Raw genomic sequence first — 22,922 nt, forward strand, 5'->3', positions numbered from 1 at the left:
ATTCACCTTGCGCAAAAAATATTTAATATATTAGCGTATTATATCGCAATTTGTACCTATTTGTTAAAACCCTTAACTATTTAAAGAAATTATTATTAATATTCTTACTGAAAGTTCTTACTAATACAAGCTTTATGAGCACATTTGCTTATTTGCCTAAGCCTGCGCGTGTACTCGAACGCTTACCAAGAAAGCTTAATAACAATAGTAACGTGATAATAATCAAAATAGGATAATTGCCCGCCAGCATAAATGGTGTGTTGCCGACCCGCGCCTGAATATCGCCACGTAGTACGGTACGCTCAAACTGCGGGGCGCGCTTAATAATACGACCTTTGTGATCAATGATAGCCGTAACACCGGTGTTAGTCGCGCGCATAAACCAGCGGCCATTTTCCAGCGCGCGCATCTGTACCATCTGTAGATGTTGTAATGGCCCTGCTGACGTACCGAACCACGCATCATTAGAGATGGTCAATAAAAAGTCCGTATTAATCGCATTTTTACGGGTGGTATCAGGATACGCCACTTCATAGCAAACCGCTGCGCCCAAATTATGACCGCGTACCCGCAGGGGTGACTGCTGGTCACTACCGCGACTATAACTTAAAATATCTTGGCTGCCTGCTAAATTTGGCAAGATATCAAGCACGCCCTCGAAAGGAATATATTCGCCAAACGGGACTAAACGTTGCTTTTTATATAAGCCATCAGCCTCAGCACCCAGTGCAACTACACTGTTATAAAATGGTGGATATTTATCAGTACTAGGATTGAACGCCGCTTTATCTCTATACGGAATGCCGGTCACCCAAGTGGTATTAGTTGCCTTAGCCATTTTGACCATTTCATTGATAAAGCCAACGGCCTCATCCTGAAACATCGGAATAGAGGATTCTGGCCACAATACAATGTCACGTCCCCATTCTGTGCTGGTTAGCTTTGCATAGATATTGAGAGTTTCAACTTGGTATTCAGTGAGCCATTTTAAATCTTGGGGAATGTTACCTTGGATTAAAGAGACGGATAAATCAGGCGTGCCTTTTGGCGTCGTCCATTGTGGATTAATCAGCCATAATGAGGTGCTAATGACTAAAAGTGCCGCAATGACAAGCATATAACCGCCACGGCGACGTAACAGCTCCACCATACTTGCCGCCAATAACACCGCCACAAAAGAGACCGCAAATACCCCAGCAACGGGCGCAAGAGATGATAGCCAATATTGCTCAGTAAAGGCGTAACCAACAAATAACCACGGAAATCCGGTAAACAACCATGTCTTTAGCCACTCTTGTAATATCCAAAGCGCTGCAAATGCCAACGGTTGCTTGCCAACTACCCGATTAAATAGCAGCGCTAAAAAACCATGAAACAGCCCCATACCGAGACCCATCAGTGCAATCATAATCAGTGCCAGCCATGCTGGCGTATCCCCATAATCATGGATAGAAGTATATAACCAAAAGGCACCCACACACCACAGCCCAGTACCGTAGGCCTCACCAATAATAAAGGCGCGCTTACCGCTCATATCTGGCAATAGCAGCGCATATAAAAGTGCTGGTGACGCTACTGCTAGCGGCCAAAAGCCATAAGGGGCCAGCGCCAATATAAATGATGCTCCAGCCAGCAAAGCGATGAGCAAGGTTAGCCACAGCGGCATACTTTTACGCTTATTAGCATTCAGACGTTTTTGTAAATCCACAGTCGACAGGCGCATATTAATTATCCAAAATGACACAGCTTAAATTCTATAGGGCAAACTGCAATACTCACCTTTAATACTACGTTTTATAGTGCTATTTGATAGTACGTTTAATAGTGTTAAAGGCTCAGCCAAAATTAAACCCGCCTATGATAACAGCCTGTACGGATAAATGGAGAAATTTGCATGCCTTATTACGTAAGCTTTTAGCCAATTTATAAGCCCTTACACAGCAAAAAACACGACCGGAATCGTGTTTTTAATTTTTGCTGATTATTAGTCGTTATATGATGCTTAACAGTTGTAAATTAATGACTGCCTATTAATATTTGTTTATCGGGATCGGTCTTAGTGACTTCTAAATCATGAATAGAGCGGCCTTCCACATCAGTTATGGTAATTTTCCAATCGTCTATCTGTACACTTTCACCTTCCAAGTCGCCTACGTAACCTAGAGTTTGCATGACTAGGCCACCCATAGTATCGACATCAGTATCATCAAAACTGCTGCCCAGCTCATCATTACAGTCTTCAATCACAGTTGAGGCTTGTATCCGCCAGGTATTAGGCTTTTCTGGATGGACAACAATATTATTAATATCACTGTCTTCATCGAAGTCATCATGCTCATCGACGATATCGCCGACGATTTCTTCTAGCAAGTCCTCCATCGTGACCACACCGCCAAAGTTACCAAACTCATCAACTACCACGGCCATATGAACTTGCGTGCGCTGCAATGAGCGTAGCAAAGTGTCCGAGCGCGCCGTCTCACTAATATATAACGGCTGACGCACCAAGTCCTTTAAGCGTTTACTATCAATTTTTTCGTCTTCGTCGCGCACCATATGTACCAAGAGCGGTATTAAGTCTTTGGCGAGTAAAATACCAATAACCGCATCATCATCTTGGCTATCGAATACCGGATAACGTGAATGAGTGGTTTCAAGGATAATATCCATGACTTCGGCAAGGCTAGTGCTCTCATGTAGACCAATCACCTGCGGTCGCGGGGTCATGATTTCACGCACTTGGGTGGCGGGTAGATCCAGCACCCCTTCTAACATATCAACCGTATCAGGTTCTAGAAATTGGCGCGATTGCTGGACTAAGCTAATCAATTCGTCACGAGTTTCGGGGGCGGTCGATAGCCAGCGTTTTAAGCCGCGCATCGACCAACTACTCGGGCTGGGAGTGTCGTCAGACATGGTAGTGTGGGTTAACCTCTTTAGTTAATGGCAATTAGAGTAAGACATAAAATGGTATATGGAGATTAAAATAATAAATAAAATTCATTTATTCAGTAGTAAATATAAATAAACCATTTTAAATTAGTTTCACTTTATCGCAAGCCTAACCTACATTCAACGATAAATTTATCCAAATTGTATTGTCAGTGTGTTATAAATTTTGCTATGGTCAAAACCTCAATTCGATTAATCTACGCTTATGTCACGTCGCTCGTTTTTTGCACGGCTATTATCGCCACGCACCAATAATTCTAATTTAGCAAAACCTAGTAACAGTGGTGCTTGCCAGCCTCGTACACGCTGGTATTTTGTTGTGCAGTTTTTTATTATAGTGGCGCTTGTGTTATCTGCTGTTTGGTTACTGATGGCTATTTGGTATCAGTTTGGCACACATGCTCCGATTGCATGGGTTGCAACGGTAGTTATTGTTGGCCTACTAACCGCGCTGCTGGTCTTGCGTTATTTACCCCAGCGTCTGCGTAACACGCCATTCATTAAGAAACTGTTTAATAATAAAAGTTTTGAAGACGATGCTAATGGCAGCACAACTCTTAATAAAGGCGCAATTTATAATAAAAGCACGGCTACCAAATGGCTGGCAGGATTATATGTCGGTGTTTGGCTGCTTGGTGCGGGCTGGTTTATGTCGATTACCCCGCAGCAACAGCGCGATTGGCAGCCGGATGTCAGTCAAATCATGTCTTATACCCGTGATGCTAACAATCCTGATCTGATTACCTTATCGAACGTACGTAACTTTGATTGGTATAGTGGCGATGAAGAGGCAACGGAGCGCTGGGAGACACGCACGATTGATATGTCTAAGCTGTCAGGCGTAGATGTGATTAACTCTTACTGGATGGGGCCACTGATTGCCCATACCTTGGTCAGCTTCCGCTTTGAGGACGACAGGCCGCTATCATTATCGCTAGAGATTCGTAAGGAAAAAGGCGAGTCTTTTTCAGCGCTCGGAGGGTTTTTCAAGCGCTTTGAGCTCAGTCTTATTGCTGCTGAAGAGCGCGATATTATTTATACGCGTACCAACGCGCGCGGCGAGCAGGTATATCTGTTCCCCGTCAGCCATCTGCAACAGCACGAGGTAAAATCGTTATTTGAGTCTTATTTAACTATCGCCGATGACTTGAATACTGAGCCTGCGTGGTATAACACTTTGACCAGCAACTGTACTAATATCATCTTTTATATGGCACGTGTTATCAGCGGTGAACGCTTGCCGTGGGATTATCGAATTTGGGTTTCTGGTTGGCTGCCAAACTATCTATATGATATCGGCATGCTCGATGCCAGTCCCGAAAAAAGTACCCAGCCTGAGCAAAGTGCGCAGCCGTGGTCAATGGACAAGTGGTACGAGCGCACTCATATCAACCCCAAGGTAAGAGGCTTTAATAATCGCGATAGCAGTGATGGTCATAGCAGTACGTTCTCGGACCAAATACGTCAAGGCATCCCTATTCCGCCGCTGGCTGACTCCTTAGATGAGGCTGAGTCAAAAGCCCAATCTGCTAGGGCAGTTGATGACTAATTAATTTAATGGCTAATCTGAGGCGCTATAAATGTTTTCAGCACTAAAAGCATTAAAGTGTTGTTAACCGATTCTCCCAAAACTCTACTTTAACGGGGTGACCGACCAATTCAGTCAACTCATTTTCTATACGTTGGCGCTCGTTTTCATTATGCGTTTTAGTGTAGATACTGACATTGATGGTATTGGTCATTGGGCTAAAGCCAATGGTTTGAGTGTCTGGATAACGCTTTAATATCTCAGGCCAAGCCTTTTCTTGCAATGCAAAAATCTGCTCTTGAGTTTTATCACTACTGGCTTGAATATAAATAGGAAACGAATAATTTCTAAATTCCTTTTGCTTAAAGTGATACACATATTTTGGCGGGACGGCTTTAACAGTGTTCAGTGTCGTCACCTTAATAGAATATTCATCGGTGTCATTATTATCATAATAAATTGCCGCCACCGCCCTGCCTAAGTACTCTGCAATAGCTTCAATCAGTGGCGAGCTAATCCCTTGCAATAACAATCGACGCTGCGCCTCTTCAATAGAGACATTAAAGTCTTGTGCATAAAACCAAGGAGCGCCATTCCTTTCTTCTTTAGACAAAATATTAAAATAATAATCAGCCAATGGCTCATCTTGATACTTTTTATCGGCTGCCGCCTCTATCTTTTGCCAATCAACAATATGCGCTACTGGTTTAACAGCGGTCACAAGAGTGGGAGATTTTGTAGGTATTAATTGGGTTTGCGTTAAGGTTTGCGTGCCTTTATTTTTAGTCAAAGGAGAAGTATTCGAGCAACTGCTGAGTACCAAAGCAACGCCTAATAATAAACTGCCTTTTAGATAGCTGTTTTTAAATAACTACGCTTGAAAAGGTTTATATTAAAATAGCTATGCCTCATATCCTCATCCTTGAATAATTAATGTGCTCACTAAAATATTCGTTAAGGCATTACCCAATTCACCACCCGCGTCTCCATCTCTTCATCATCCATACCAACCTCAGTCACGCAGCGCCCCGCTACGCCAATGTTAGCAGCGCGCATTTGCTGCTGAGTTGCGACCGCGTCTTCAGTCAATAACAGATGCCATGCCGGTAGCGACTGCCCTTTATACAAGCGCTTATAGGCGCAATGAGCTGGCAGCCACATCATCGTTGGTAACTTATCGACTGTCAGTTGAATACAGTCCGGCACATAATCTTGGCGAGTATCATAATGCTGACAGTAGCCAGTCTTACAATTCATCAGCTGGCAAGCCACATCAGTATATTCAACCAGATTTTCATCAACATCACCGTTTTCGTCCTCATCGACATATTTAATTAAACAACAGCTACCGCAGCCATCACACAACGCTTCCCACTCATTATGATTGAGCTCATTTAGCGTAAAGCGCGACCAAAATTGCGGACGTAAGGTAGCATCGCTAGTATTAATATCAGTAGCGTCGATAATATTAGTAACATCAATGCCATCATCGACTTCTGTCTTTAACTTTGCATTTTGTTCTAAGGGTGGTATCAAATTTAGTCTCATAAATTCACAGTATCATTTTTATAAACAGCGTTACAGTATTATAGCTGTTTTTGCTGGATTTGGGCGTTAAGGTAGAACGGGTAAGTCAGATGCAAATCATTAAAATATATAAATGGCTTCATTAAACTACGCGATACCCTAACCCAACGCCTAAATTTAACAATAAAAACGCACACTATAAAAAAGGACAATAACATGTCAATTAAGACTTTCGAGCTTATCAGTACTACGGAAAATGGCGTACAGCTTATTAGCTATGTCGCACTACCAGAAAATGCTGCAGATGATAAACCAGTCGCTGGCGTCCTAGTCGCCCCTGAATGGTGGGGCTTAGTTGAGCATTCAAAAACGATGACTGAGCGTCTGGCAAAAGCAGGCTATGCCGCCGTCGCTATGGATGTTTATGGTGAAGGCAAAATGACTTCTGACGCTGCGATGGCGACGATGTGGCATGACCAAGTATTGGCAGACCAAGAGATGCTCATGGCTCGCTGCCGTTTAATTCTCAATGATTTTAGCGATCAGCTTGCCGTTGACGGCGATAACTTAGCCGCCATTGGTTTTTGCTTCGGTGGTAAAGTGGTTCTAGACATGGCGCGAGAAGGTATGCCAGTTAAAGCGGTCGCTACCTTCCACGGTGACCTCTCTCCCAAACAACCAGCCGATAAAAACTTTAAAGCAAAAGTATTAATCGCCCATGGCCGAGATGATGCAATCGTTACTATGGACGACATTGAAACCTTCAAAAAAGAGATGGATGCCGCTGATGTTGACTATACCGTCGATGTTTATGACAATGCCAAACATGGCTTTACCAATCCAAAAGCGGACGAGCGCGATAACCCTAATCTTGGCTATGACGAAACGGCTGACAAACAAAGCTGGGACAACATGCTTGAATTCATGAAAGCTAATTTAGGTTAATATTTTCTGGAATTAAATAGCTGCTAAATCAGCAAAACAGCAAAACAGCAATTAGGAAAAATAGAGTATGGTCATCATGCTCTGTTTTTTTATGCATTATAAATAAATATAACAATAGGCTTTATCGGTACGATATAAACACTCTATCTTTATAGTTTAGCAAATCTAATATTACGAAAGTGATATTGGGCAACATATTAAAAACATGTTAGTAATCTCTTTGCCTTGATAACAATTCACAATTAACAAACTTGTACTTATCGCTAAATAACGTCATTATCTCCTCATTATAGGATTAATTGAGTGGCGTGGATGCTGTATTTTTTAATAGAATCATTGGGCTGGTTAGTGATTGTCTTGTTGCTGGTCATTATGATGGTGCTATATATTCGGCTACATCAGCAGCTGGCTAAACTACGTCAAAATATGACCCAGCTGCAAAATGAGCTGCAACAGCATAAAGCTCGCATGCAGTCATCTGAACCCTTGCAATCCATAACAGGCTCTCTACCTACTGCTACAAGCTTGTCGTCTTCCGAATTACCTTCATATAAATCTTCGGCAACAATTTTACCAAGCTCAGTGCCACCACCAATCCCAAACGCTTCTGTACTAGATTCTCCTGTAGAAAATCAGCCAGTAATAGAACGAGCAGATGACATACTTGTACCGCAAACAGAAGACAAAACATCAGCAGCACCAATAGAGCCTGACGAGCGCTCACTTCCTATCGTCACTTCCCTTTTCCATTCCATTAAAAACTGGTTTTTGGGTGGTAATTTGGTCGTGCGCGTTGGGGTATTGGTTTTATTGGTCGGCGTGGTGTTGTTATTACGCTTGCTCAGTGAGTATATCGAAATTCCGATTGGTATTAAGTTGTCAGCCATTGGGGTAATGGGATTAGCAATTGCCGGATTGGGATTCAAGCTTGCACCTAAGCGCTTTGCCTATGGCATTACGTTGCAAGGCGCGGGACTGGCAACGGCATATTTAACCACATTTTTTGCTTATAGCGTTTATCAGGTAATGAGCAGTTTGCCAAGTTTTATGGCATTGGGAATAATATCAGCTGTCACAGTGGCATTAGCGGTGCGGCAAAACGCGTTTCCGTTAGCATTGGTGGCATTATCCGGTGGCTTTTTTGCGCCCATTTTGACCAGTCAAGATACGGGCAGCTTAACGATATTATTCAGTTATTACCTATTATTAAACGTGACCATTGCCGTTATCGCTCATTATCGCCCGTGGAAAGTACTCAATTTATTCGGTGTGGGCGTGACGTTTGGGCTGGCATATTATTGGGGATTGACTGAGAATTTAGCGGCAATAATTGATAATCAACGTTGGGCGTTAGTATTGCTCGTGGCGCTGCATGTTGTACTGTATTTATTTGTGGTGATTCGCTATGCTCAGCAAATCATTGCCTATAACGATGACAATGACACGGCTGCCATTAATGTCGATAATACCAACCAAACTACTGATATTAAAAATCAGCATGCCAGCTATGTGTTTCCCATTGATATCGGGCTGCTATTTTCTGTGCCGCTGTTGGCGTTTGGATTATTTTCAGCGTTACTACACGATATCAATCACGCTTTAACCTTTACTAGCGCAATTTTAGCAGCAGTATATTTGGGGCTTGGCTGGACGTTTATTCAGCGCAGTCAACGTTATGCCCTGATTACCGAAGGCATGCTAGCATTAGGTTTTGGCTTTTTAGCCTTGGTAATTCCGTTGGCATTGAATGCAGAATGGATTGCCTTTGGCTGGTCGGTACAAGGATTGGCACTGGTCTGGTTTGGGCGACGCTCACTGCGGGCATGGTCGGTGTTATTAGGTTTAATATTGCAGCTGGTAAGCATTGGTATGTTGTCCGATACCTTTGTGATTGCTCTTGATTATTATCCGACGCTCGCATTGACGATTTCTGCCATCAGTGCGCTTGCCAGTATATTTATTTTACGTGCCAGCAATGCGCCTATTAATGATACTGATAATCAGCTTAATTCCAATCACACCTTGTCAGACTATGCCAAAGCGTTAGGAATCAGTGAAACGGCAGCGCAGCAATGGCTTGCCAGCATCAATAGTCAAAGCTTAGCGTTTAAAATCGTTTGGCAACGTCCGGCTTTAATACGCTTGTTGACGTTTGCGGCGATGGTCTGGCTGCTTTATGTGTTTATCATGGATTTTGATAAATGGTTTTATACGTGGCAATTGGCGACGACGGCGCTGATTGCAATGGCAACATTAACCAGTCTTATCCTTTACCATGTGGTTAATCAATACCGCCCGTGGTCAGAGATTAGACAATTTAGCCACGGTTTGCTGCTGTTATTTTATGCCATGCTGATATTACAATTGCCACAAAAGTATGAATTTAACTATCAGTGGACGACTTTTCATTGGTCGATATTTATTACGTTATTCATCGGCTGGCTAGTGGTTGGGCAATTGTGGCTAAAAACGTGGCATAAAGATGCAAATCTAAAAGGCTACAATAGCGCCAGCTGGCTTAGTACGGGTATTATTGTATTGGCAGAATTGGTTCATTATAAATTGCCTGATTCAAAAGGCGTGGTCACTATTCTTGTACCCGTAGCGCTGATGCTGTCTGGGCTGTGGTTAACATATCGTCAGCAAAGCCATAATCAGACAAACAACTCATCTTCAACGCTCTCTCTTTACTGGTTTGACTGGCAAGATGCACTGTTAAATAGCGCCAAAATATTTGTGCCATTAACCTTGGGCTGGGTGATTTTTACCAACTTTACTTACGATGGCGTGATTTGGGAACTGCCTTATTTTCCATTATTTAACTTGTATGATGTGACGTTATGGCTAGTAGTTTTGTACGGATTGGGCGTGTATTTACTGCGTCAACGTGATACGCAATCGCAAAATCTATTCACCGCCATTCGCAAAAGCGATACGCTACTGATTGTATTAGCATTAATTGGTTTTTGGATAGTCTCTAGTATGCTGGTCAGAACGCTGCATGCCTTTATTGATACACCGTTATGGATTGGTCATTTATACGGTAGAACTGGTTATAGTAATACGGGCAACGCATGGGATAGCGAGCAAGTACAAACAGGATTGACTATTTTATGGACGCTGCTGGCATTGGTCGCCACCATTATTGCCAGTCGCTATTGGCAGCGCGTGCTGTGGTTTATGGGCATTGGCTTATTGGGTATTGTGGTATTAAAACTGGTGTTGGTTGATTTATCACAAACAGAGGCAATTTGGCGAGTAATTTCCTTCCTTGGTGCGGGCAGTTTGATTTTACTGATTGGTTATTTGGCGCCGTTGCCGCCAGCACGTGATAAGACTGCAAAACAGGCAGAATAATCATTTCTCATGGAGACAAATTGAAATGGTAGCGTGAGCACTTTTTAGCACTTTTTAGCACTTTTTAGCATGTTTTAGCGTGAGTACTTTTTATCATCAGTACATGGCTTCTGTAGTAAACTGAACGTCATTGCTTAAAACGACGCATTGTCACTTTTTAGCACCACATTTTATGAATAAAAGGTTGTAACAGCAAATGGATACGAGAGCGAATATTCAGTGGTTCCCCGGACACATGAACAAAGCGCGCAATGAAGTCAAAGAAATCATGCCGCAAATGGACGTGATTATCGAAGTGCTCGATGCACGCATTCCATATAGCAGCGAAAATCCGATGGTCGCCACCCTGCGCGGTGACAAGCCGGTGATTAAAATCTTAAATAAGGCTGACCTTGCTGATCCTGAGATGACGCAAGCATGGATGGATTATTTTGAGCAGGAAGATGGCGTTAAAGCACTGGCTTTTGATGATAATAAAGCAGCCGACGTACACCGTATTATTGAGCTTTGCAAAAAGCTGATGCCGAATAAAGCCGAATCCGGCAGACAGATTAAAGCCATGATTTTGGGCATTCCAAACGTGGGTAAATCTACTCTGATTAATACCTTAGCCGGTCGCGCCGTTGCCAGAACGGGTAACGAGCCTGCCGTCACCAAGTCGCAGCAGCTGATTAAACTTGACGGTGGCATCATGCTGTATGACACGCCCGGTATGCTATGGCCAAAAGTTGAAAACGCCAATTCAGGTTATCGCTTGGCGGCGACTGGCGGTATTCGTGATACGGCATTTGATTTTGATGATGTCGCTGGTTATACCGCAGAATATTTGTTGCAGGCATATCCTGAACTGTTAAAAGAGCGTTATAAAATTGAAGAATTGCCCAAGACAGACGGGGATTTTTTTGAAATCGCAGGGCGCAATCGAGGATTATTGAAGAAAGGCGGTGTCGTTGATATTTACCGCATGTCAGAAATCCTCGTTAATGAGTTGCGCAGTGGTACGATTGGACGTATTAGTCTGGAAACCCCTACTATGCGTGAAGCGGAAGAAGCGGTCGTTGCAGAACAACGTATTGCGCTTGAGGAAAAGAAACTGGCTAAGGAAGAAGAGAAACGATTGCGTCGCCTAAAAACGCGGAAGAATCGGAAGTAGGTTTTCTATCTTCTTACATTATCTGGGCTAGACGGACAGCTTAAAGTAATTCTACTATTATAGGTCACTATGAATCCGTTGATTCCATCTGCTAAAACCATTCAAATTTATTTACCAAAAGGCAATCCTCGTGGGTTACGTTTGGCGGAGATGACCACGCGTACGGTACGCTTAATTGAGATTCCGCGTATTCATATTGATGACTTTTTTGCGATGCCAGAAGCCAACCAAGTGGGCTTATATTTTTTGGTTGGAGAGACTGATAGTATTGGCAAGCCGCTGCTATATATTGGACAAACGGGCGACTTAAAACGCCGCCTCACTCAGCATAATGAAAAGGATTTTTGGACACGGGCATTTGTGATGTTATCTACCAACAATTCAATGACTCAAACGCATGCGCTCTATATGGAGCATAAAGCTATTGCCACGGCTATTGAAGTTGGACGTTATGAGATAAAAAATGGCAATACTGGCAATCGCCCGCATACGCCTGATCCATTAAAAGCTGACTGCGAAGAGTTATTTTATACGCTTGACGTTTTATTGTCGACGTTAGGACAGCCTATTTTTGAAAGCTTAAATGTTAATGAGCATAAAATTTACAGTGCTGAATTTGAGTCTATTATTAATACTGCTAATCAAGTAATAACGAAGATAGAAATACCTACTATCGAGCTTGCACCGCCATTATTTTATTACAAGGTTAAAGATGGCGATGCTCAAGGCTACTATGACGATGATGGTTTTGTGATATTAGCAGGGTCATTGATACGAAAAGCACAAGTAACATCAGCGCCACCATTTGTGATTAGATTAAAAGATGACTTACTGAGCAGTGGTAAACTAATAGCAGTAAATGACAAAAGCTATAAGCTAACTGAAAATCAAATATTTAAAACGCCTAGTGGCGCTAGCGCATTGGTTGCAGGTCGTTCTACAAATGGCTGGATTGAATGGAAAAATGAAGCTAGTCAAACTTTAGATAGTATCTATCGCTAACGCCTTTAATCCTACCGCGCGACCCTCATATAATCCGCATACTTTTAATTGGTTCAATTATTGCTTATGACAGCCATCGCTACGTTCGCCCATACCGACACTAACTTTGACCATTTCGCCCCTCGCTTGCTCACTTGGTTTACCGATAACGGTCGCCACGATTTACCTTGGCAACAGCACCAAACCGACACACCCAATCCTTATATTGTTTGGCTGTCTGAAGTCATGCTACAGCAAACGCAAGTCACAACTGTACTGCCCTACTTTGCACGTTTTATGGTGAGCTTTGCGACCGTGCAAGATTTAGCCGCAGCAGAATGGGATGCAGTAGCTGAGCATTGGGCAGGATTGGGTTATTATGCGCGTGCGCGAAATTTGCATAAAGGCGCCAAGCAATTGGTTGCCGTGATTGACGACACTGGCGATTTCCCGCAGACGTTGATAGGTTGGGAGGCAATTGCAGGCGTTGGACCTTCTACCGCAGGCGCAATTATGGCGATGGGTTTACACCGTTATGGCGTCATTTGTGATGGCAATGTCAAACGAGTACTGACACGCTGGGCAGCCATTGAGAGGGATATCACCAAATCTGCAACCACCAAAGAGCTGTGGGCATTAGCGGAGCGTTTAACCCCAACAGAGGATTCCGGATTATTCGCTCAAGCCATGATGGATATGGGCGCAACCTTATGTACAAGACGCAAACCTGCTTGCCTGTTATGTCCGCTACAAGACGATTGCCTAGCGCATGCGCAAAATCGCGAAGAAGATTATCCAGTAAAAGCTAAAAAACAGCCCAAACCAAGCAAGTTTAGTAATGCGCTGCTGATTCAAAATACGGATGGCGAGATATTATGGCTACAACGCCCTGACAATGGTATTTGGGGCGGATTGTGGAGCTTACCACTAGCGTTTATCGAAAAAATTAGTGGCAACGTCAAGGGTAAAACTGCTGCTAAACAGACAGAGGTTTTTGATAAAAAGCCTTTAGAAGTGGCAAGCAATGAAAAAGTCTACGAAGCAGAATTTACCACCGCTGAGCAAATCATTAATGACTGGCTGAATAAGAATAAATTGGTCGCAACAGCCATCAACAAAACCTTATTAGACGATGCACCGATTAAACATTCATTGACCCATTTTCATTGGTATTTAACACCGCAATTATTAATTTTGAATTCTGAACAATTTCAAGAATTAACCACAGCATTGCAAGCCGCTGAGATTAATATCAACTGGCTAAACGCTGATGATGCGCAGGCAACGCTTGGTTTACCACGCGCGATGATTAAGATTTTAGAATAAGCCTTGATGAATAACTGCTTAAAACAACTTGGTAAAACGACATAAAAAAGCGACTCAACATATATTCTGAGTCGCTTTTTCTATATCTATATCTACAAAATGATAAAAATTAAGATTTGGGCACGCGCAAACGCATTAATCCTTCTTGTTGTACCGTCGCCACAAGCTTACCCTCTTGCCAAAACTGACCATGATTGAGCCCCATCGCATTCGATGTGGTATCGCTCCACATGTCATAAAGCAGCCACTCATTCATATCAAAATGACGATGAAAATGCATCGAATGGTCGATACTCGCCGCTTGCAACCCACTGGTCATAAAGCTGATGCCATGCGACATCAGTCCCGTTCCTACCAAATAAAAGTCAGATGAAAAGGCTAATAATGCTTGCTGAATGGCTTGCGGCTGAAGACCCAGTTTATGAATACGGAGCCAGTTGGCCTGCTTCGGTTTCATTGGCTCTGGATGAATGGGGTCGCGTGGTTTAACCGGTTTTATCTCGACATGACGACGACGCATAAAGCGTGCTTTGAGCGCATCGGGCACTTTACCGACATACTCTTCTTTTAAGTCTTGCTCAGATATTAAATCCTCAGGCGGCGGATAAACCGGCATATCTTCTTGATACTCCAAGCCTTCCTCCATCGGTGAGAACGAGGCCATCATAATAAAGATAACTTGCTCAACAGGCGGTTGTCCACGCACTTGCTTGTATTGAATGGCCGTCACTTCACGCGCTGATAAGCTGCGACCATCACGCAAGCGGCGCACCTGATAAATAACCGGCTGATCGATATCACCGCTTCGTAAAAAATACCCATGCAACGAATGACAAGGTTTGTCCTTATCAAGGGTATGCGCCGCGGCCATTATGGCTTGCGCCAGTACTTGCCCACCAAAAATACGCGCGCCGACATAGTCATGGCTTTTACCCTCAAATACATCAGGGCTGACTTCGATGAGGGCTACGGTGGCCAGTAGCTCATCAATCAGTTGCGAATAATCAGACATGACGATAGGTTTCCTTATTTTTATCAGTGAGCGTTGCTGCCTAAGCGTATCAAAACACTGTCATTGGCATGGCTGGAACGGATAATTTAATTGGGAATTATAAATAATAAAACGCACAGGCAGTAATACATCAATCACTTTTTGATTCAATATTATATTAGGGTTGCGACTGTATAAACAGGCAAACATCTTACCCAAAACTTGCGTCTTTGGCCAGTTACTAGCAGTCAATTTCCGCATATTAAACTGACTATTCAGGCCATATTATCATCGGAGGTAACTATCACGGCACAGCAAAAGAGGCACTATTACAGCGCCTCTTTTTTATTAATATAACCGTCATACTTACATCTTTACGGCTTCACAGCGACCAATACGCGAATAGAATCTGGTACTAATGATAGGTTTGCTAAAGCTTGTTCGCCTTGCGCTTGCAATTGCTCTAGACGCTCAATCTCGCTATCGCGGACGTTAGAATTAATGGTTTGCAGATGCTTAAGACGTTTGATTTCCCGTGACCACTGCTGACTAAAGCGCGCACTGGCCTGCTCACCGATATCGGCCAATTGCTTTTTGGCAATCTCTTCCGCTTCATAGTAGCGGCTCTCAATAACATCGCCACGCACTTTAATAACTTGGCGCGCACGATTCTTATCCAAGCGCTCAATATGCGGCATAATCATCTCGCTACTTATACGCGCGGATAAATCACTGCCCTGCTCACTGATAAACACTCGAATGCTTTGGGTCGGCAAAGTTGAAGGTAAGTTCAATACTTTGGGCGCAATGGCTTCGACGCGGAAATTCACTTCCAGCAGCACAGTCCCTTGCGGCATAGCGGCACTTTTTAGCATACCAACGGTGGTATTACCAAAGGTGCTGGTAGTAGCAAGCTCATAAATGGCGCGCATCAGTGGATGCTCATGAGTGATATATTCGATATCCTCGCGTTGCAGCGCCAAATCACGCTCATAAGTCAAAGTCATACCATCTTCGTCGCCGAGTGGTAAACCATCGATATAGTCACTGATTTCAGTGCTATCGAGCGGCGCAATCACCCATGAACCATCGCGCTGGACACTATACTCAATATTGGCAGAGGCTAAAAAACGCTCAATAAATTGTGGCAATACATTATGACTGTCAAAGTCATGCATCGCTTCAGCAATACGGCCGGCTACTCGCGGACGACAAGAGTTGTACTCTAACAAACGGTCACGACCCGCTTGCAATTCGGCTTCAAAACTCAAGCGCGTATGCAAGGCAGCGGCAATGATTTCTTGCAAAATGGCACGGTTATCAGTCGTATCAGCACCTTCTAATAATGGCTTTAACTCTGCAATATATTGTTCTTGCACCGTTTGCGCTGTCGGTGAAATCTGACTGAACATATTCAGCGCACTGTTATACCAATTATATAAACGCTCTTGCGCCGTGCCTTGAACATAAGGCACATGTAAAGTGATTTGCTGCGTTTGGCCAATACGGTCAAGGCGACCAATGCGCTGCTCGAGCGTATCTGGGTTGGCCGGTAAATCCCATAAAATCAGCTGGCTAGCGAATTGGAAATTACGCCCTTCTGAACCGATTTCCGAACATAGCAATATTTGCGCGCCTTCGCTATCCGCAAAGAATGCCGCCGCTTGGTCCCGTTCAAGTAGGGTCATTTGCTCAGTAAAGATAGCCGTTTTGATACCTGCATGCAGACGCAATACAGCCTCTAAGCTCTCAATTGTCGCGCCACTACGTGCAATCAACAATACTTTTTGATGCTTAAGCTCGCCTTTTAAAATCTCAATTAGCCAAGGTACGCGCGGGTCATCTTCTAACCAGCCGCCATCGGGCTGATTTTCTTCGCCCCATAACTGCTCGCGTAATTTGCCTATAGTCTGATAACTATTCTGCCAGACATCTGGTAACGGCAACGGATGCGGCTGACAGCTACGACCATAAAAACCTTTGACACTTTCGCGAGTATTACGGAACAACACGCGACCGGTACCATGACGGTCAAGCAATTCATTCAATGCATAAGTACGGAGCTTATCGTCTTCATTAATAGTAGCCAGTTCATCATCGCTGACCCCTAACAGACTGGTCAAGGCCGAGATTTGCGCTGCACTTAACGGTTTATCATCAATTAAAATACCTGCAACCGCAGCAGTTTCAGCAAAGGCTTCTTGGCCGCTGATAAACTCGTCCAAATCATCAAAGCGATTGGCATCAAGTAGCCGCAAACGCGCAAAATGACTCTGAGTACCGAGCTGCTCAGGGGTTGCAGTTAGCAACATAACACCAGGGGTTTCTTCAGCGAAATCAGCAATTAAATCATATTTATCATTGCCGCCGCGCTCTTCATCCCAATGCAGATGATGTGCTTCATCAACCACTAATAAATCAAAACCGGCTTCCATCGCTTGGTCATATAAATCCGGATGGTCGAGCAATAAGTCCATGCCAGCAATCATACATTGTTCAGTTAGGAATACGTTTTGCTCAGGATCATGCTCTTTAATAGCTGCGGTACGTACCAAATCAAACAAGGCAAAATTGAGGTTAAAGCGGCGACGCAGTTCAATCATCCACTGATATTGCAAACTATCAGGCACTAGGATTAGAACGCGTTCAGCTTTACCCGTTAATAGTTGCTGATGGATAATCAGACCGGCTTCGATGGTTTTACCCAGTCCCACTTCGTCAGCAAGCAGTACCCGCGGGGCAATACGTTTGCCAACTTCATGAGCGATATACAGCTGATGCTCGATAATATCAACACGGGCGCCCATCAAACCTTTTAGCGGATGACTGGACAGCGCGGATTGCATACGCAGCAAATCTTGGCGCAACTCGTACCAATCGCCACGCTCAATACGCCCAGCCAGCAAGCGCTCAAGCGGTTTTGCTAAGGTAATATTAGCAGCAAGGCGGGTTTCCATTATCCCCTTATCACTGTCCTCGACACTGTACTTCAGGACTCCCATCACCTCATCGACAGCGGTGACCTTGTAGCTGTTGCCTTGTTGGTCGCTAATGCTATCGCCAACTTTGAACACCACGCGCGATAATGGCGCAGAGCTTTTGGCATAAACACGGGTTTCTTCACTTTGCGGAAATAAAATATGCACACAGCGGTCGTCTACATCGACGACCACTCCCAAGCCCAATTCGGACTCAGTATCAGATAAATAACGTTGGCCAACGGCGAATTCGGTACTGTGCAATGAGGCGGCAGAGATAGTCATAGGGCGATGTCTTTTTGTACTCAGATGATAAGAAAATAGGCGGTAGCAACTACTACTCTGTACATAAGTAAGCAGAGACGCAGTGTTACCTGATTTAAACGGGCTTCACTGATGTAGCGATGATGCACTTGTTAAAACAATAAAGCTATTAAGCGTATCTATTATATAACGTTAGCAGCTAGATGCGTATGTTAAGTCAATTTTTCAAGAGCATATCAACTGAGAATATAAATAGTAAAGTGAATCTTGTGCTGATGTTTTTGTTTTGAGCGCGTCATGCTACATTAGGCAAGCATCTATTGAGTTGAATGAAAATATTCTATAAAAAATTATAAATAAGGATTTAACATGCAAGCCGTATTTTTAGATAAAGGCACATTTTCTGAAGGCATTGACTTACCGGCCCCAACAGGCATCGACGACTATATTACTTATGAAGATACTGCGCAAGATAATGCACTCATTATTGAGCGTTGCCAAAATGCTGAAATTATCATCGCCAATAAAGTCAAAATCAACGCTGAAATTATTGCTCAGCTGCCCAAACTTAAACTGATTCAACTGACGGCTACCGGCATGGATAATGTTGATCAAGTGGCTTGTGCCGAACACGACATTACCTTATATAACGTTGCTGGTTACGCAGTAAAAAGCGTACCTGAACATACTTTTATGTTGATGCTCAATGCGATGCGCGCCGGTATTTATTACCATCAAAAAGTCGTTGATGGCTCATGGCAAGACAATGGTAATTTTTGTTTACTCGATATTCCACTAATAGACTTAGAAGATAAAACGCTGGGTATTGTTGGAGTTGGTACGATTGGTAAGCGCGTCACCGAGATTGCGCGTGCCTTTGGTATGCAAGTGTTATGGGCAGAACATCAAGGCCGCACGCCGCGTAGCGATGATTATACTGCCTTTGATGAAGTGCTCGCCTGCGCCGATGTCATTAGCTTACATTGTCCATTAAATGAGCATACCCAGCATTTGATTGATAAAGACACCATCGCCAAAATGGCCAAAAAACCCATTCTCGTTAACGTCGCACGCGGCGGTATTGTTGATAGCCAAGCATTAACTGATGCGATTCATAGTGGACGAGTCAGCGGCTATGGAAGCGACGTCTTTGAGCAAGAACCTATCATTACTGATGACCCTTTATTAACGCTAAAAGACCATCCGCGCGTTATCTTTAGCCCGCATAATGCTTGGGGAAGCAGAAGTGCCCAAGAGACTTTATGGCAGATATTAAGCAAGCAAGTAGCGGACTTTATTCATAAAAGCTAAGTTGATAAAATATAAACCAATCAACAAAGCCTAACGCGTGAAGCGTAGCCAATCATCATTCACTTTACGGTACTTGAGCATAATACGATCGCGCAGATAGTTATTGGTCACTTGCCAAGGATAGCGGTCGCCTTGTTTTGGCAGCTCATCTTGCGCGCGGCGCACATAACCTGCCGATAGCGCGCCAAGTACCGTATCTGGCTGCATACGTACTTCTTCTTGGGATGTTGTGGCTTGGGCAACCGCTACTTTATAATTTTTCTTATTCATATAACTAAGTAGCCGCAGGACATACTCACAAGCCAAATCAATCTTTAACGTCCAAGACGCATTGGTATAACCAAACATTATCGCCATATTGGGCACACCCTCGAGCAGCACTGCCTTATAAGTCATACGTGTACCAATATCAACGGGCTGCCCATCGACATATAGTGCTGCGCCGCCTAGCATCTGTAATTTAAGCCCCGTTGCTGTCACAATAATATCAGCATCTAAATGCTTACCAGAAGTTAATGTTATACCTGACTCTGTAAAGTGGCTAATCTGATCGGTGACCACCTCTGCCCGTTCACCCGTTATAGCGGTAAATAAGTCACTATCTGGCACTGCACATAAGCGCTCATCCCATGGATTGTAGCTGGGCATAAAGTGCGCCACATCAACATTGCTACCTTTTAGCTCTTTTTTCACTCCATGTTTTAATAAAGCTTTCATCACTTTTGGGGCATGAGTGGCCGCCTGATAGACCCCTTGCTGAAACATCACATTACGCATACGTAGCAAAGTATAAGCCTGCCCTTTTGACAAAGGTGAAAACTTACCGGATAACCAATCAAGCGCATAGTCATCACCGGATACACTGGCTACATAAGTGGGTGAGCGTTGTAACATAGTGACATGGCGCGCACATTGAGCACTATTTTCATCGACCAGTGCTGGCACCAAAGTCATCGCAGTCGCACCACTACCAATAACCACCACTTTTTTATCAACATAATCTACATCCTGCCAATGCTGCGGATGCACGATTTCGCCTTGAAAAAGCTCTTCTTTGTTAAAATGTGGGCGGTGTCCAGTAGCGTAATCGTAATAACCCGTCGCCCCAACCACAAAGTTTGTCGTTAAGGTAAACACCTCACCACTGGCATGATTTTTGACCATCGCCGTCCACTGCTTATTAACGCTGGACCATGACAACTGCTGCACTTCATGCTGATAACGAATATGCTCAGTAACCTTAAACTCGCGCGCGGTTGCTGCAATATAGCTCTTAATATCTGCGCCTTTTGCCAGCATCTTATGATCGAGCCATGGGCGAAAGCTATAACCAAACGTCAAAGCGTCAGAGTCGGATCGTATGCCCGGATAAGTAAACAAATCCCATGTGCCGCCTAGATCAGCGCGCTTTTCTAATATTAAAAAACGCTCAGTAACCTTATTATCTCGAGGTTTATTACCTTTTTTTACACTTTTGACTTTACTACTTTGCTGCAAATGGCAAGCCATCCCAATACCAGCGATACCCGCACCAACGATAAGCACGTCACAATCAGCAGCTGTGCTTGGTTGTGACTTTGAACGTTGCATTCGACTGTTAATAGCATTTTTAGTAGCGGTAATGCCAATCATAGTCTTATCCTTTGTTAATGCGTTATCATTCTAAACAATATGAGCCAATTAAATATAAATAAATTAGAAAGGCACTGGGCTTTCCCAATCTATCCAAGCACCAAGAACTGGATGTTTAAGGCGTAGCTGTTGCGCATGCAAATTCAGTCGTGGAGCGATGTCTAACGCTGTATCTTCAGCATAAATTGGGTCGCCAATAATGACATGACCACAGTGCACCATATGTACTCGCAACTGATGGCTACGTCCAGTCACAGGCATAAGCGCCACTCGGGTTACTGGCTGTCCCTCGCAGGTTTCATGCGCGAGTATTTTATAGTGCGTTAGCGCATTTTTAGGCCAATCTAAATCAACGATATGACGCGGTTTGGTTGCGGGCTCATAGCGAACGGGTACCGATATTTTACCTTTGTTCCCAACGATATCCCAGCTGCCAAACACCCGCGCTTGATAAGTTTTTTGCGGCAAGCGCTCAATGAATTGTTTGCTGATATTGGTTTGAGCAGTGGCATTTTTCGCAAAAATCAATAGTCCTGAGGTGTCCATATCCAAACGATGAATCAGCTTAACTTTTGAATTAGCACGCTCAAGCCGCGACAACAAGCTGACCTTAAGCGTTTTACCATCAACACTAAGCAGCCCCGCAGGCTTATCCACGACCCAAATATCCTCATCTTCATACACCGTAACCTGTTGCGCAAACGTTTGGAAAAATTCAGACGGATAGGCGTTTTCTTGCTCGTTAAGAGCTATTGTCTCTTCATGAGTAAAGGGCATAAAAATAACTACTTATTTTAGTTGGTTTGGAAGTCATAGGGATAACAACACCTAACTTTAAGGCTAAATATGAATTCAAATTAGTAACTATGGCACTAAGTGACAGATAAAACATAACCTGTTTCGTTGTGTTTCGATTTATTGTACTAATAGTAATTGTTAATCCATTTAACCAGCTTCTAGCTATTAAGACTTAGCAAACATGTTAATATAATGGCACATTTTAATTGTTTGTTAACTATTCTCTAGCCGTTTCTCTAGTCATTGAGTGATGAGCGGCTAAAGCAATTAGCCTTTAATTATTACTATATTACATGCGCGCCAGTTAATGGTGACAGACATGACACAACAAGAGAGAAAGATATGTCAGACCTTATTGTTAATACCACCGATGCCAATTTTGACCAAGATGTTCTACAATCAGACGTACCTGTATTGGTAGATTTTTGGGCAGCATGGTGTGGCCCTTGTAAAGCTATCGCCCCTATTTTAGAAGAATTAGCAACTGAATACCAAGGTAAAGTAAAAATCGTTAAAGTTGACGTGGATAGCAACCCACAAGCAGCAAGTCGTTTTGGCATTCGCAACATACCTACCTTATTTGTATTTAAGGGTGGCGAAAAAGTAGACTCGGTAATGGGTTTACAACCAAAAGCAGAACTTGCCAAAGTACTGGATAAGCACTTATAAACTGTTTCAACTTAGTGTGACCCAAACGGCATGCTAAACAGAATTAAGGCAACAAGTAAAAACTGGCCATTATCTGTACAAGATAATGGCCAGTTTTATGATTTTGTGAAAGAAAACTAGCTTATGCTATTTTTTTGGCAAAAATAATTGACAAGTCTAATGTGAAAACCGTATAGTCTGCTGACAAGAAGAAAAAATAGTTTTCATAAGCGTCTTGTCGCTATTCTCCCCGTGTTTATCAATACAAAACACAGCTATCTTTACTTGACACTATTACCAAACAAAATTACTAATACTGAGTTTTCATCACAGACTCTTAAGTAGCCTTCTATATTTTCACTTTTGTCATTCTGCTAGAATTTTATGCAGCTGATTATAACTTGACACACAACCAACTAACGCTACCTAGAACTCAACTCTGTGCGTACACCCCATCCTATCGTGATTTTAAACAAAATCGCAGGCTGTGCTGCTAATGCCAGTTCTCACTTGATTAATTGCTAATGACTT

Annotated in this window: 16 protein-coding genes; 8 read left to right on the plus strand and 8 right to left on the minus strand. The window is 43.3% G+C overall.

Annotated features, from left to right (window positions below; all coding sequences use genetic code 11):
- Window positions 1-148: 148 nt before the first annotated feature.
- Together lnt and ES754_RS10870 are read right to left on the minus strand one after the other, a co-directional pair.
- Window positions 149-1,723 carry an apolipoprotein N-acyltransferase gene (gene lnt / locus ES754_RS10865; protein WP_147224227.1) on the minus strand — a complete coding sequence of 525 codons (1,575 nt, stop codon included), beginning with the start codon at window positions 1,721-1,723 and terminating at the stop codon, window positions 149-151.
- 293 nt (window positions 1,724-2,016) lie between these two features.
- The gene (locus ES754_RS10870) at window positions 2,017-2,916 is read right to left on the minus strand and encodes a CBS domain-containing protein (protein WP_147224228.1); all 900 of its coding nucleotides are present in this window, start codon (window positions 2,914-2,916) and stop codon (window positions 2,017-2,019) included.
- A gap of 241 nt (window positions 2,917-3,157) precedes the next feature.
- On the opposite strand from ES754_RS10870, the gene ES754_RS10875 reads away from it, so the two are divergent.
- Complete coding sequence (locus ES754_RS10875) at window positions 3,158-4,501, plus strand: Lnb N-terminal periplasmic domain-containing protein (protein WP_147224229.1); 1,344 nt, start codon at window positions 3,158-3,160, stop codon at window positions 4,499-4,501.
- 52 nt (window positions 4,502-4,553) lie between these two features.
- On the opposite strand, the gene ES754_RS10880 is transcribed toward ES754_RS10875, so the two are convergent.
- A complete protein-coding gene (locus ES754_RS10880; RefSeq protein ID WP_147224230.1) occupies window positions 4,554-5,303 on the minus strand; it encodes a hypothetical protein in 750 nt (249 codons plus the stop codon).
- Window positions 5,304-5,434: 131 nt separating this feature from the next.
- Window positions 5,435-6,028 carry a YcgN family cysteine cluster protein gene (locus ES754_RS10885; protein WP_147224231.1) on the minus strand — a complete coding sequence of 198 codons (594 nt, stop codon included), beginning with the start codon at window positions 6,026-6,028 and terminating at the stop codon, window positions 5,435-5,437.
- Between the two features lie 195 nt (window positions 6,029-6,223).
- Between ES754_RS10885 and ES754_RS10890 the strand changes: the two genes are divergently transcribed.
- The 5 genes from ES754_RS10890 (at window position 6,224) to mutY (ending at window position 13,769) form a co-directional block, all read left to right on the plus strand.
- Window positions 6,224-6,952: a dienelactone hydrolase family protein gene (locus tag ES754_RS10890; protein WP_147224232.1), complete on the plus strand. Its 729-nt coding sequence runs from the start codon at window positions 6,224-6,226 to the stop codon at window positions 6,950-6,952.
- 312 nt (window positions 6,953-7,264) lie between these two features.
- Window positions 7,265-10,309: a DUF2339 domain-containing protein gene (locus ES754_RS10895; protein ID WP_147224233.1), complete on the plus strand. Its 3,045-nt coding sequence runs from the start codon at window positions 7,265-7,267 to the stop codon at window positions 10,307-10,309.
- Window positions 10,310-10,505: 196 nt separating this feature from the next.
- Complete coding sequence (gene ylqF, locus ES754_RS10900) at window positions 10,506-11,462, plus strand: ribosome biogenesis GTPase YlqF (protein WP_147224234.1); 957 nt, start codon at window positions 10,506-10,508, stop codon at window positions 11,460-11,462.
- A 69-nt stretch (window positions 11,463-11,531) separates the two neighbouring features.
- Window positions 11,532-12,464, plus strand: a complete 933-nt coding sequence (locus ES754_RS10905; protein ID WP_147224235.1) for a GIY-YIG nuclease family protein — start codon at window positions 11,532-11,534, stop codon at window positions 12,462-12,464.
- A gap of 66 nt (window positions 12,465-12,530) precedes the next feature.
- A complete protein-coding gene (gene mutY / locus ES754_RS10910; RefSeq protein ID WP_147224236.1) occupies window positions 12,531-13,769 on the plus strand; it encodes an A/G-specific adenine glycosylase in 1,239 nt (412 codons plus the stop codon).
- Window positions 13,770-13,878: 109 nt separating this feature from the next.
- On the opposite strand, the gene ES754_RS10915 is transcribed toward mutY, so the two are convergent.
- Both ES754_RS10915 and rapA read right to left on the minus strand, forming a co-directional pair.
- On the minus strand, window positions 13,879-14,781 hold the full coding sequence (locus tag ES754_RS10915; RefSeq protein ID WP_147224237.1) for an acyl-CoA thioesterase: 903 nt from the start codon (window positions 14,779-14,781) through the stop codon (window positions 13,879-13,881).
- Between the two features lie 353 nt (window positions 14,782-15,134).
- Window positions 15,135-18,023, minus strand: coding sequence for an RNA polymerase-associated protein RapA (rapA, locus tag ES754_RS10920; protein WP_147224238.1), 2,889 nt, complete (start codon window positions 18,021-18,023; stop codon window positions 15,135-15,137).
- 348 nt (window positions 18,024-18,371) lie between these two features.
- Between rapA and ES754_RS10925 the strand changes: the two genes are divergently transcribed.
- Entirely contained in the window at window positions 18,372-19,313 is a 942-nt protein-coding gene (locus ES754_RS10925; protein WP_147224239.1) for a D-2-hydroxyacid dehydrogenase, read from the plus strand.
- A 30-nt stretch (window positions 19,314-19,343) separates the two neighbouring features.
- Here ES754_RS10925 and ES754_RS10930 read toward each other — a convergent pair whose 3' ends face one another.
- Together ES754_RS10930 and ES754_RS10935 are read right to left on the minus strand one after the other, a co-directional pair.
- Window positions 19,344-20,945 (minus strand): flavin-containing monooxygenase, encoded by a 1,602-nt coding sequence (locus ES754_RS10930; RefSeq protein WP_147224240.1) that lies wholly within the window; start codon window positions 20,943-20,945, stop codon window positions 19,344-19,346.
- Window positions 20,946-21,008: 63 nt separating this feature from the next.
- Window positions 21,009-21,722: an RluA family pseudouridine synthase gene (locus ES754_RS10935; RefSeq protein WP_147224241.1), complete on the minus strand. Its 714-nt coding sequence runs from the start codon at window positions 21,720-21,722 to the stop codon at window positions 21,009-21,011.
- Window positions 21,723-22,085: 363 nt separating this feature from the next.
- Between ES754_RS10935 and trxA the strand changes: the two genes are divergently transcribed.
- A complete protein-coding gene (gene trxA / locus ES754_RS10940) occupies window positions 22,086-22,412 on the plus strand; it encodes a thioredoxin (RefSeq protein WP_147224242.1) in 327 nt (108 codons plus the stop codon).
- The last annotated feature ends 510 nt before the right edge of the window (window positions 22,413-22,922 follow it).

This window comes from Psychrobacter frigidicola (assembly GCF_007997305.1).
GTDB lineage: Bacteria > Pseudomonadota > Gammaproteobacteria > Pseudomonadales > Moraxellaceae > Psychrobacter > Psychrobacter frigidicola.